Consider the following 12085-nt stretch of genomic DNA (forward strand, 5'->3'; position numbering starts at 1 on the left):
GAGAAGGTGCATGGCACACTGCTCGCAACAGCACGCTGATCGGCGCCAGTTGGGATCCGAAGCACTGGCCTGCCGGTCCGCCGCTCAGGGCTGCGGTTCGCATGCCGGGCATGAACAGGCGATGAGCGGTGCGGAAAGGTTTCTACTGGCGGCGTCCGGGCTGTCAGGACATCGGAGGACGGGAGGAGGTGCGGCGTTGAGCGAGCCGCGTTCGGCGCCGACGGTCGGTCAGGTCGTCCTTGGCCGACGCCTGCTGGACCTGCGTGAACGGGCAGGTCTCAAGCGGGAGGAGGCCGCGCGCATCCTTCGTGTGGCACCCGCCACCGTCCGCCGTATGGAGATGGCCGAGGTCGCGCTGAAGATCCCGTATCTTCAACTGCTGCTGAAGTCGTACGGGGTGGACGACGACGAGGCCGAGGCGTTCGTCCAACTGGCGGAGGACGCCAACAAACCGGGCTGGTGGCAGCGGTTCCACGACATCCTGCCCGGCTGGTTCTCGATGTATGTGAGCCTGGAGGGCGCCGCCGCGCTCATCCGTCAGTACGAGCCCCACTTCGTGCCCGGCATCATGCAGACCGAAGAGTACTCCCGGGGCGTACTGAAGTCGGGCGCCGTCGGGCAGGCCAGGCCCGAGGACATCGAACGGCACGTGGCGTTGCGCATGCAGCGCCAGGAACTGCTGACACGTGAGAACGCGCCCGCCATCTGGGCCGTGATGGACGAGACGGCGCTGCGCCGTACCGTCGGCGGCCCTCGGGTCATGCGCACCCAGGTCGAACGGCTCCTCGAGGTCATGCGGCTGCCCCACGTGACGCTCCAGGTGCTCGAGTTCTCCTCGGGCCCCCATCCGGGTACGTACGGGCCTTTCGTACTGTTCCGATTCGCCATGCCGGAACTGCCGGACATGGTCTACAGCGAGTACCTGACCGGAGCCGTCTACCTGGACGCTCGCGCCGAGGTGGCGACCCACCTCGAGGTCATGGACCGCATGGCGGCTCAGGCCGCCACGGCACAACGCACGAAGGAGATCCTCGAGGATCTCCGCAAGGAGCTGTAATGGATCGCATCACGCCGCGCAGACGCGTCTACAACGGCATGCCCGCCCGCGAACTGGGCAGCGAGGGCTGGCACAAGCCGTGGAGTGGAGGCAACGGCGGCAACTGCCTCGAGGCCATGAAGCTCGCCGACGGCCGCATAGCCGTCCGCCAGTCCACCGACCCCGACGGTCCCGCGCTGATCTACACCTCCGACGAGATGACCGCGTTCATCGAGGGAGCCAAGGCGGGGGAGGCGGACTTCCTGCTCTCTTAACTCCCTTGCTGGTTCATGACGTTGCTGTCCCACCGCTAAATTGACACTCAGTTGACCATTGACTGTCCTACAGACTCACGGAGCTCCTCATGACCGGGCAGGACCCCGCCCAGGACGCCGTCGTCATCGACACGAGCAAGCCTCACCCCGCGCGCATGTACGACTGGTACCTCGGCGGGAAGGACAACTACCCCGTCGACGAGGAGATGGGCCGGCAGATGCTCGCCCTCGACCCGCGTGTACCGGTGATGGCACGGGTGAACCGCGCGTTCATGCACCGCGCCACGCGCTGGCTGGCCGAGAGCGGCATCCGGCAGTTCCTCGACATCGGCACAGGCATCCCGACCGAGCCGAACCTCCACCAGATCGCGCAGCGGATCGCGCCGGACGCGCGTGTCGTCTACTGCGACAACGACCCCATCGTGCTCGCCCACGCCGCGGCCCTGCTGCGCAGCACATCCGAAGGCGTGACCGAGTACCTGCAGGCGGATGTGCGCGACCCGGACGCCATCATCGAGGGTGCCAGGAAGGTTCTCGACTTCAACCGCCCCGTCGCGCTCTCCCTCGTCGCGCTGCTCCACTTCATCTCCGACGAGGACGGGGCGCACGAACTGGTCGGCCGACTGTTGTCGGAACTGCCCTCCGGCAGTTACCTGATGATGACCCACGCCACCCCCGACTTCACTCCGGAGGAGTCGGTGGCGGCGACCGAGAAGCTCAAGGCCGCCGGGGTCACGCTGGCGCTCCGCTCCCGCGCCGAGTTCGCCCGCTTCTTCGACGGACTTGAACTGGTCGAACCCGGTGTCGAGGTCGTCCACAAGTGGCACCCCGAGCTGGGCGAGCCGGTTCCCGGGCAGGACGACGGCGTCATCCCCGGCTACGGAGCGGTGGGCCGGAAGGCGTAGGGACCGGGCCGAGCAGGCCCGTATATGACCGTGGGGTCGTGGAGGCGCCAACTGGGTACCCCGCGGCCACCAGGCCACAAGGCCACCACGGTCGTCCTGGCCGTAACGGTCGTACGGGCGGCGGACGTGTCCCTGGGCGGCTGTGCGTTCAGCCGGACGTGTTCCTGCGAGTCGTGGTCCGGCAGGGTGCGTCCCTGCCGGACGTGCGTGTTCCTCCCGAACGTGTTCTCCCCGGTCGTGTCCCTGTGGACCCCGATCGCGGGCGGATGGCCGCCTTGAGAGCCCCGGGCCGTGAGCGTGGACCCCGGAGGTCGCTACCGCGTCCTCGGTCGCTACGCCGTCATCGGTCGGTCGTACGGGCCGATCGGTGCCGGCAGGCGCGACGCACCGCCGCTCAGGCCCCGGTCCACCGCCGCCGCCACGGCCCGGCCCTCCGCGATCGCCCACACGATCAGCGACTGTCCCCGTGCGGCGTCCCCCGCGGCGTACACGCCGGGGACGTTCGTCGCGAAGTCCTCGTCCCGTGCGATCGTCCCCCGGGCATTGAGTGCCACTCCCAGCTGGTCGATCAGCCCGTCCCCGCGGTCGGGTCCCGAGAACCCCAGCGCGAGCAGTACCAGGTCGGCGGGGAGCGTGCGCCCGGTGTCAGGCATCGGCTGTCGCCGCTCGTCCACCTCGACCAGGTGCAGGGCCCGCACATGCCCGTCCGCGTCGCCCGTGAACCGCAGGGTGGACGCCGCGAACAGCCGTGCGTCCGCGTCCGCCGCGGGCGCTGTGCCCAGATCCCGCGCCTCCTCGTGCGCGCCCGAGAGCCGGTAGATCTTCGGATACGTCGGCCATGGCTCGGTGTCCTCGTCCCGCTCCGCCTGCGGCAGTGGGTAGATGTCCAGCTGTGTCACGGAGGCGGCTCGTTCGCGTACCGCGGTTCCCAGGCAGTCCGCCCCGGTGTCCCCGCCGCCCACGATCACGACGTGCTTGCCGACCGCCGACAGAGGCGAGACCTCAAGGTCGCCCTCGCACACCCGGTCGGCCAGCGGAAGGTACTCCATCGCCTGATGTATCCCGGCCAACTCCCGCCCGGGCACATCCAGTTCGCGCCAGGCCGTCGCACCGGTCGCGATCACCAGGGCGTCGTACCGAGCCCGCAGTTCGTCCGCCCCGATGTCCTTCCCTATGGTCGTCGACGTACGGAACTTCGTCCCTTCGGCGCGCATCTGCTCCAGCCGCCGGTTCAGATGTCGCTTCTCCATCTTGAAAGCCGGTATCCCGTACCGCAGCAGCCCCCCGATCCGGTCCGCCCGCTCGTACACCGCCACCGTGTGTCCGGCACGGGTGAGCTGCTGGGCCGCCGCCAGACCCGCCGGTCCCGAACCGATGACCGCGACGGTCCGCCCCGAGAGCCGCTCCGGTGGGCAGGGCGGAGCGAACCCCTCCTCCCAGGCCCGGTCCGCGATGGCCACCTCCACGTTCTTGATGGTGATCGCGGGCTGGTTGATGGCGAGGACACACCCCGCCTCGCAGGGCGCCGGACACAAGCGCCCCGTGAACTCAGGGAAGTTGTTGGTGGCGTGCAGCCGGTCGCTCGCCGCTCGCCAGTCCTCGCGTGAGACGAGGTCGTTCCACTCGGGGATGAGGTTCCCGAGCGGGCAGGCCTCGTGGCAGAACGGGATTCCGCAGTCCATGCACCGGTTGGCCTGCCTGCTGATGATCGGCAACAACGCACCCGGGACGTACACCTCGTTCCAGTCCCGTACCCGCTCCTCGACGGGCCTGCGGGGCCACTCCTCGCGCGGTGTGCTCATGAATCCCTTGGGATCGGCCATGGCCGTCTCCCTTGCGTGCGCGTACGGGACCGCTTCAGGTCACGATACGACGCCACCGCCCCACCCGCTCCTCGGCGCCGGACCTGCGGAAAGGGCTCCCGGGGGCCTCAGGTGAGGGCGAGAACATAGGAGACCGCAGCGCCGGTCGAGGCCACCATGCGGACGTGGTTCCACATGGTCCACTCGCTCACATATGTGTGCCAGTACGCGGACGCCTCCGGAGAGCCGGGGCCTGTCCGCAGAAGTGCCTCGTTGCGCGGAACATTCGCCACGGCGGTCACTCCGAACACACCGATCAGATAGAGGGCACTGCCGACCAGCAGTTCCACCGCCTCGGCCGGCCACAGCACGAACGTCACCACGGCGACCACGGCGCACACCATCGCGGACCCAACGAATATGATCATGAAGGCCGGTGTCACCGCCGCCTTGTTGATCGCGTTCATCGCGGCGATCCCCTGCGCCGGCGGCAGGGAGCCGAGCCCCCGCATCACGAACGTGGAGAACCCGCAGAACACCCCTGCCACCAGCCCGGTACCCAGCACCCCGAGCACGGCCAGCAGAGCGTACGGCCAATCCGTCATGTCAACTCCCGCATCGGTCCCCGAACAGGGGGATCCTTCCCATCTCTTCCCGTCACCAGAAGTGACATGTCGCGCGAGACCTGTGACCATGCACGGCTGGCGCGGCTGCACGCCCGACCGTCCATGGCCCATCGGCGCGGAATCACGGGACGCAAGGCAGTCGGCGCTGGTTCCCGCTCGACCGCTCAGCCTGGTCCGGGGTCATGCCGCCTCCCGGAGCTGCCAGTCCCGCAGCACCGACTCCACGTCGTTCGCGATGCGCCGCCGCGCCTCGAGCCGCAGCACCCCGTTCATCAGGAGCTGGTCGTACGGCGTCTGCGTGTGACGTACGGCGGCGCGCACCGCGGCCGCCACCGCCTCCGGCGACAGTGCCCGGCCCGCCGCACTGCGCCCGACCCGCCCGCTTCCGCGCAGCGACGCATGGGCCGCGATCTCCTGCGCCTGCGCTGCCGGACATCCGGGAAACAGCCGCCGGATCTCCCGGGCGAACGCCTCCGTGAACCGCACATCCTCCGCCGCCCGGCGCCGTGCGTCCCGCGCCCGGCGTCTGCGGCGTGCCTCGGCGTCCGCCAGGCAGTGCTCCTCGGCCAGCGCCAGTGCCGCCTCCTCGACGAGCACCCCCTGCCGCTCGTACCGGCTCTGGCGCCGATTGAACCGCACCACCACAGCGGACAGCGTGCTCGCCTCGCGTGACCGCCTGGTCAGCGCCGTATCGCCGCGGGGCAGGAACACCAGGTGCCCGAGGTCCGCACAGTCCAGACATCTGGGCGCACCCTCCTCCAGCACCAGCAACGGTAACGGCCCCCTTCCGCACCGGGCACAGTGCCGTCGCTTGACCGGCTGGAACACAAGAAGTCCGCTCCAGGGCGGAGGAATTGAGGTCGGCGCCATAACCGCTTCATTCCCCTCCCGTCCCGACGACGACCTCGGCGCACCGATCCGATCCGGTGTCATTGCGGGCGCGGCCCCGCCGGGCGACTCGGTGAACCGGGCGGCCGACCCTGTCCGGCCTCCTCGGCGATCGATGCGTCGCCTTCCCGGCACCGATCGTGACGCCGGCCGGCTGTCGCGCCCCTTCCGTCCTGCCCGCACGGGCCAGGCCGGGGGTTTCCCGTCGGGGCGCGGCATCATGGGCCCTGTGCGACTCGAAGCGATCACCTGGGAACGGCTCGGCGACCTCCTTGCCGACCGGCTGCTCGACCTGAAGCCCGCCGACGGCAGCCCCTGGCCGCGCATCGCGTTCGACGGAGCCCCGGCGGCGCATCCCGGCGACCTCGCCCTGCGCGTATCCGATGCGCTGCGCATACGTGGCCTGCCCTCGCTCGTCGTCGGCACGGACGGCTTCCTGCGTCCCGCATCCGTCCGCCTTGAGCACGGCCACCGGGACCTGGATGCCTATTACGACGGCTGGCTCGACACCGGCGCCCTGTGGCGCGAGGTCTTCGGCCCCCTCGAACCCGGTGGCGACGGCCGCCTCCTGCCCGACCTGTGGGACCCGGTCACCGACCGCGCCACCCGCAGTCCCTATGTACGGCTTCCGCTCGGTGGGCTCCTCCTGCTCCATGGCCCCCTCCTCCTGAGGCATTGGTTCCCCTTCGACCTGACCGTCCACGTGTTCCTCTCGCCTGGCGCGCTGCGCCGCCGTACCCCGGAGGCGGAGCACTGGACGCTGCCCGCCTTCGAGCGGTACGAGGCCGAGACGGACCCGGGTGCCGCCGCGGACGTACTGATCCGTGCGGACGACCCGCGCCACCCCGCGTGGAACGGCTGACGCGCTGGTTCCGCTCTGCATGTGCGTGCATGTGATGGGGAGAGCTCCCCGGCCCGACCGCGAACCTCCTCGGCTCACCGCCGCACCCGGCACTCCCGAGCACCTGCACTGCCCGGCTGCTCCGGGTGCAATGCCTCAGGGACACGGCGAGAATGAAAGGCGCCGGGACATGCGGTGCGTTCCGTGCCGCGCCGGCCGTCCGGCATCAGGAGGTGCTCCATGACCACCGCCGGAGACATCATGCACCGTGGCGCCCAGTGGATCCCCGCCCACGAAACCCTGGACCGCGCCGCCCAGTTGATGCGCGAACTCAACGTCGGTGCGCTGCCCATCAGTGACGAGAACGAGCGGCTCTGCGGCATCCTCACCGACCGCGACATCGTCGTCGGCTGTGTGGCCATGGGCCATGACCCCTCACGCGTGACCGCGGGCGACATGGCCCAGGGCACGCCGCGCTGGATCGACGCGGACGCCAATGTCGACGAGGTGCTCAACGAGATGGAGGAGCACAAGATCCGCCGGCTTCCCGTCATCGAGAACAAGCGTCTCGTCGGCATGATCAGCGAGTCCGATCTGGCCCGTCATCTGAGGGCCGAGCAGCTCGCCACTTGGGTCGAGGGCGTCTACGCCGGGAGCTGAGGCGCTGACCGGCTGCTACAGCCAGCCGTTGCGCTTGAACCCTCGGTACAGGACGAGACAACCGACGGCTATGACGACCAGAACCAGCGGATAGCCCAGTTTCCAGCGCAACTCGGGCATGTAGCTGAAGTTCATGCCGTACACGCCGGTGACCATGGTCGGCACCGCGATGAGAGCGGCCCATGCCGTGATCCGCCGCATGTCCTCGTTCTGCGTCACGCTCACCTGCGCGAGATGCGCCTGCAGGATCGAGTTGAGCAACTCGTCGAAGGCCGCTATCTGCTCGGTGGTGCGCAGCAGGTGGTCGGAGACATCGCGGAAGTAGGCCTGTATCTCCGGGGCGATCACCCGGATCGGGGTGGTGGCCAACTCCTGGATGGGACGATTCAGTGGCGCCACCGCCCGCTTCAGCTCGAGGAGCTCACGCTTGAGCTGGTAGATGCGGCCTGGATCCAGTCGTGCGCCGTTCTCCGCGAAGACGTCCGACTCGACCTGGTCGATGTCCTGCTGCACCGCGTCGGTGACGCCGAGATAGTCGTCCACCACATGGTCGGCGATCGCGTGCAGCACCGCGGCGGGGCCTTTGGCGAGTTGCTGCGAGTCGGCCTCCAGTTCCTCCCGGAGTGGGCCGAGCGAACCGTGCCGGCCGTGTCGCACCGAGATGACGAAGGCGGGGCCGACGAACACCATGATCTCACCGGTGTTCACGACCTCGCTCGTCGCGGTCAGCTCCTTGTGCTCCACGTAGCAGACGGTCTTGAAGACCGCGAACAGCGTGTTTCCGTACCGCTCCAGCTTCGGGCGCTGGTGGGCCTCCACCGCGTCCTCGACCGCGAGCGGGTGCAGGTCGAAGAGATCGGCGATGCCCTCGAACTCCTGGACCGTCGGCTCGTGCAGGCCGAGCCACACGAAGCCGTCGCCGCTCTTGCGCACCTGTTCCACCGTTTCGACCAGATCGCGGCCGCCGGGAACGCGTACACCGTCCCGGTACGTCACGCAGTTGACCACCGCGGAGCCCAGAGGTGACCGGGCAGGGTGGCTCAGATCGACGCGCCCACGACGCCGCGCCAACCCCGCTACCCTGCGGAGGCCGTCGACCCTGCCGAGGCTCGTGACCTTCCGCAGATTCCCTGCCATGGACATCTGGATCTCCTTGCGTGGATCTCCCCGCGCCGAAGTGCGGCTTTCGGGCCAGTCTGCCAGTCCGGCTCGATCGCCGGAAAAGCCTGTGGAAACGGTACGTTCCGCTTCGGTCGTTGTGCAGGACCTCGGTGGGGCGCGTGGGGTATTGCCGCGGCCCTTCGAGGGTCCGATCGCGGGAGCCGTGCGGAGAGTCGCCCCGCACGAAGGGACGGGCCACCTGGGATGATCTCCTCATGACGCCAACCGACGGGTATCTCCTCGACAACCAGCAGACGGAGGCGGGCCGGCGTTTCGAGGCGCTCTCCACGCTCTTCGACCCCACGACGTTCCGCCATCTCGAGGACCTCGGCCTCGGACTCGGCTGGCGTTGCTGGGAGGTCGGCGCCGGAGGCACCTCCGTGATTTCCTGGCTCGCCAGGAAAGTCGGCCCCACCGGAAAGGTCCTCGCGACCGACATCGACACCTCCTGGGCGGCAGCGGCCGCGCGCGCCCCGATCGAGATCCGCACGCACGACGTGGGTGCCGAGGAACCGCCGGGGGAGGGCTTCGATCTCGTGCACGCCCGGCTCGTCCTCGTCCATGTGCCGGACCGGGAGCGGGCGTTGCGATCGATGATCAAGGCGCTGCGTCCCGGCGGACGGCTCCTGATCGAGGACGCCGACCCCGCGCTCCAGCCGCTCATCTGCCCGGACGAGTACGGCCCCGAACAGCAGCTTGCCAACCGGCTGCGCACGGGCTTCCGCACCCTCCTCGCCGAACGCGGCGCCGACTTGTCGTACGGCCGCCGGCTCCCGCGTCTGCTGCGCGAGGCGGGCCTGCGTCGCGTGGAGGCCGATGCCCACTTCCCCATCACCTCGCCGGCCTGCACCGCCCTCGAAGCGGCGACGGTCCGTCAGATCCGGGACCGCCTCGTCTCCGCCGGCCTCGCCACGGACGAGGAGATCGACCGTCATCTGTCCAATGTCGCCTCCGGCACCATGGATCTTGCGACGGCACCGATGATCTCGGCATGGGGATACAAGGAGTAAAGGAACAAGGAGTAAAGGAACAAGGAGTAAAGGAACAAGGAGTAAAGGAACAAGGGAGAGTGGCGCCCCTCGGCGGGCGGACTCGGTCGGCACCTACCAGGCGTCGCTCGCGGGTCTGCCTCCCACCCTCTCCACCGCCACGGCTCCCGCCCTGCACCCGTCGGTTGCCGCGTCCTCCGGGTCGGCTCCCGCGAGCAGTGCCGCCAGGAACGCTCCGGTGAACGCGTCCCCCGCTCCCGTGGTGTCACGTGGGGCGGCGGGGACCGCGGGAATCCAGGCCCGTACCTCTCCCGACGCCGCAACCAGTGCTCCCTGGGCGCCCAGCTTGGCGACCACCAAAGGGACGTGACGGCTCAACTTGGCTGCCGCGTCGGCCGCGTCGGGCAGTCCGGTCAGCAGACACGCCTCGTCCTGGCTGGGCAGCAGCACATCGACCCCCTCGGCGAGTGCAAGGAAGGTGTCGACGCCCACCTCCGTCAGGAATCCGGCGGATGCCGGGTCCAGACTCACCGGCACTCCACGCGCGCGTGCTGCCCCCCGTGCCGTTTTCGCCAGCTCCCGGCTCGAGTCGGAGAAGAACAGGTAGCCCGACAGATGCAGCCGCCGGACACCGTCGAGCAGCGCGTCCGACCAGTCCTCGGGCGTCAGCCGCAGTGATGCCCCGCTGTCTGTGAGGAAGGTGCGCTCCGCCGAGGCGCCGTTGTCCACGAGGCAGACGACCGTCCCGTGGGTGCCTCGGGGTCGACGACGAGGTGGGGCCGTACACCCGAGGCCGTCAGCGCCCTCTCGTGCCAGGCGACCGCCTCGGCTCCGACGCGACCCAGCAGCCGTACGTCCGGGCAGCCCCAGTGGGCCGCCCAGCACGCGACGTTCGCGCCCGCGCCACCGGGCAGTGTCCGGATGACCGCTGCCGTGTCCGTGCCGGATGCCAGCGGGCCGCGGTGCCGGGCGACGACATCCGTGACGACGTCCCCGACGACGAGCAGCGCCCCGCTCACGCCCCCGCCCAGGCCGCCGCGATCCGCGCCGCCAGGCGTACGTTTCCCCGTACGGCTGCCAGGTTGGCGTTCAACGAGGCTCCGTCGGTGTGCCGGACCAGGTGGTCGAGGAGGAACGGTGTGACCGCCTGACCGCTGATGCCGTCCTCCTCGCAGGCGTGCAGCGCGTCGGCGAGTACGCGCTCGTGGATACCCGGATCGAGCTGTTCCTCCCGGGGAACCGGATTGGCGACGATGAGGGCCGACTCAGGGCCTCCGAGCCCGTCCTGCGCACGCATGACCTGCGCCACCTGCTCCGGTGACTCCAGGGTCCAGTCCACCGGGTGTCCTGAGTCGGACAGATAGAAGCCCGGGAAGCGATCCGTGCGATAGCCGGCCACCGCCACTCCCAGGGTCTCCAGGCGCTGCAGCGTAGCGGGCACGTCCAGGATCGACTTCACACCCGCGCACACCACGGTGATCCTGGTCCGTGCCAGCAGTCCCAAGTCGGCCGACTCGTCCTGGGTCACGGTCCACTCCCGGTGGACACCGCCGAGCCCGCCTGTCGCGAACACGCGTACCCCCGCGAGCGAGGCCAGCAGCGCGGTCGCGGACACGGTGGTCGCCCCGCTCACTTTCGCAGCGACCGCGAGCGGCAGATCGCGATGCCCCAGCTTGCGGATCCCTTCCTCGTTCGCGACCCGCTCCACCTGCCCCTTGTCGAGACCGACATGGGCGCGGCCGTCCAGGACGGCGATCGTCGCCGGTACGGCGCCCTCCTCCCGGACGACGTCCTCCAGTTCCAGCGCGACCCGGAGGTTGCGGGGGCGCGGCAGTCCGTGCGCGATGATCGTCGACTCCAGGGCCACCACCGGCCGGCGCGCGGCGAGCGCCTCCCGTACCTCTTCGGACACCACCAGCACGCGCCTGCCTCCTGTCTTCGGGTCTTCCCTCATCTCTGGCGGGCGGCGCGACCCGCCAAACCCCCCCGCGAGGCTTGGGGGAGGACACCAGCCTGTGGGCGTGACGGACAATTCGCCGTGTCTCGACCGTGTCGATCTCTCCGGTGAGTGCGGCACGGAGCGGCCGTTCCGCAGCGGGCCGGCCGGCACGTCGCCTAGTGCGGCACCACGAGAGGTGCGCGCAGTCCCTCAGGTGCAGAGAGCGCCTACAGGGCCACGCACGCCCCTACGGCCACCCGGCTCAGAACAGCGGCTCCGGCAGCACTCCCTCGAGCGCGAGCAGCTTCCGCTTGGTCTCGAGTCCGCCCCCGAAGCCGCCTATGCCTCCGTCGCTCTCGACCACCCGATGGCAGGGCACCACCACCGGCAAGGGATTCGAGCCCATCGCCACCCCCACGGCCTGCGCCGCGCCCGGCTGACCGACCCGGCCGGCCAGGTCGCCGTACCCGACCACCGCGCCGTACGGCACCCCCGACGCCAGCTCGCGCAGCACCTGGCGGTTGAACCCGGTGATCAGGGACCAGTCCAACGGCAGCTCGAAGTCGCGCCGCTCACCCGAGAAGTACGCCTCCACCTGGCGTATCGCCTCGGTCAGGAGCGGTGAGCCGGGGTCCTCGACGGGCTCCGTACCGAGCCGGGACGCGAGCCGCTCCACTGCCTTGTCGCGCACGGCGTCCGTCGCATGGAAGACCACGTTCACCAAGCCGTCCCGAGTGGCGGCCAGCAGCAGCGGACCGATGTCCGTGCCGACCACGGCCCACACCAGCTGGTGTTCGTACTGCCCATGACTGTCCATGCGCCTACCGTACGGCGCGGCACTGACATTTAGCGTTGACGGTGGCTTCCCGGGATCCTCGGGGGCTGCGTAGGGTGCGTCGGGTCCGGTTCTTCCGGCACGGCTGGATCACTGACCGAAGCGTCTGCCTGCAGGCGACTTCTCCA

12 protein-coding genes and 1 pseudogene are annotated in these 12085 nt (G+C 69.7%); 6 read left to right on the forward strand and 7 right to left on the reverse strand.

Features of this window, described 5'->3' with window-relative positions; all coding sequences use genetic code 11:
• The first annotated feature begins 196 nt into the window (after positions 1 to 196).
• The 3 genes from ABZ904_RS06780 to ABZ904_RS06790 all read left to right on the forward strand — a co-directional run bounded on the left by ABZ904_RS06780 (position 197) and on the right by ABZ904_RS06790 (position 2216).
• Positions 197 to 1057: a helix-turn-helix transcriptional regulator gene (locus ABZ904_RS06780; RefSeq protein ID WP_359389506.1), complete on the forward strand. Its 861-nt coding sequence runs from the start codon at positions 197 to 199 to the stop codon at positions 1055 to 1057.
• Positions 1057 to 1311, forward strand: a complete 255-nt coding sequence (locus ABZ904_RS06785) for a DUF397 domain-containing protein (RefSeq protein WP_359389508.1) — start codon at positions 1057 to 1059, stop codon at positions 1309 to 1311. The genes ABZ904_RS06780 and ABZ904_RS06785 overlap by 1 nt, the downstream gene beginning before the upstream one ends.
• 89 nt (positions 1312 to 1400) lie before the next feature.
• Positions 1401 to 2216 carry an SAM-dependent methyltransferase gene (locus ABZ904_RS06790; protein ID WP_359389511.1) on the forward strand — a complete coding sequence of 272 codons (816 nt, stop codon included), beginning with the start codon at positions 1401 to 1403 and terminating at the stop codon, positions 2214 to 2216.
• 332 nt (positions 2217 to 2548) lie between these two features.
• Here ABZ904_RS06790 and ABZ904_RS06795 read toward each other — a convergent pair whose 3' ends face one another.
• From ABZ904_RS06795 to ABZ904_RS06805, 3 genes are all read right to left on the reverse strand, one after another.
• Complete coding sequence (locus tag ABZ904_RS06795; protein WP_360989414.1) at positions 2549 to 4039, reverse strand: glutamate synthase subunit beta; 1491 nt, start codon at positions 4037 to 4039, stop codon at positions 2549 to 2551.
• Positions 4040 to 4146: 107 nt separating this feature from the next.
• On the reverse strand, positions 4147 to 4623 hold the full coding sequence (locus ABZ904_RS06800) for an anthrone oxygenase family protein (RefSeq protein WP_359392305.1): 477 nt from the start codon (positions 4621 to 4623) through the stop codon (positions 4147 to 4149).
• 201 nt (positions 4624 to 4824) lie between these two features.
• On the reverse strand, positions 4825 to 5514 hold the full coding sequence (locus ABZ904_RS06805) for a DUF2293 domain-containing protein (RefSeq protein WP_360989417.1): 690 nt from the start codon (positions 5512 to 5514) through the stop codon (positions 4825 to 4827).
• A gap of 238 nt (positions 5515 to 5752) precedes the next feature.
• Here ABZ904_RS06805 and ABZ904_RS06810 point away from each other — a divergent pair, with 238 nt between their 5' ends.
• A complete protein-coding gene (locus ABZ904_RS06810) occupies positions 5753 to 6394 on the forward strand; it encodes a uridine kinase (protein WP_360989420.1) in 642 nt (213 codons plus the stop codon).
• Positions 6395 to 6613: 219 nt separating this feature from the next.
• Positions 6614 to 7033 carry a CBS domain-containing protein gene (locus ABZ904_RS06815; RefSeq protein ID WP_359392311.1) on the forward strand — a complete coding sequence of 140 codons (420 nt, stop codon included), beginning with the start codon at positions 6614 to 6616 and terminating at the stop codon, positions 7031 to 7033.
• Positions 7034 to 7048: 15 nt separating this feature from the next.
• Here ABZ904_RS06815 and ABZ904_RS06820 read toward each other — a convergent pair whose 3' ends face one another.
• Entirely contained in the window at positions 7049 to 8176 is a 1128-nt protein-coding gene (locus ABZ904_RS06820) for a magnesium and cobalt transport protein CorA (RefSeq protein ID WP_360989423.1), read from the reverse strand.
• A gap of 233 nt (positions 8177 to 8409) precedes the next feature.
• On the opposite strand from ABZ904_RS06820, the gene ABZ904_RS06825 reads away from it, so the two are divergent.
• The gene (locus ABZ904_RS06825; RefSeq protein WP_359392315.1) at positions 8410 to 9204 is read left to right on the forward strand and encodes a methyltransferase domain-containing protein; all 795 of its coding nucleotides are present in this window, start codon (positions 8410 to 8412) and stop codon (positions 9202 to 9204) included.
• Positions 9205 to 9297: 93 nt separating this feature from the next.
• Here the strand turns inward: ABZ904_RS06825 and ABZ904_RS06830 are convergent.
• From ABZ904_RS06830 to ABZ904_RS06840, 3 genes and pseudogenes are all read right to left on the reverse strand, one after another.
• Positions 9298 to 10202: pseudogene (locus tag ABZ904_RS06830) on the reverse strand (sugar kinase).
• Positions 10199 to 11104, reverse strand: coding sequence for a pseudouridine-5'-phosphate glycosidase (locus ABZ904_RS06835; protein ID WP_359392319.1), 906 nt, complete (start codon positions 11102 to 11104; stop codon positions 10199 to 10201). The pseudogene ABZ904_RS06830 and the gene ABZ904_RS06835 overlap by 4 nt, the downstream one beginning before the upstream one ends.
• A 280-nt stretch (positions 11105 to 11384) precedes the next feature.
• Positions 11385 to 11939: a methylated-DNA--[protein]-cysteine S-methyltransferase gene (locus ABZ904_RS06840; protein ID WP_359392321.1), complete on the reverse strand. Its 555-nt coding sequence runs from the start codon at positions 11937 to 11939 to the stop codon at positions 11385 to 11387.
• Positions 11940 to 12085 lie beyond the last annotated feature (146 nt).

The sequence above is a fragment of the Streptomyces sp. NPDC046900 genome, from assembly GCF_040644975.1.
Classification (GTDB): Bacteria; Actinomycetota; Actinomycetes; order Streptomycetales; family Streptomycetaceae; genus Streptomyces.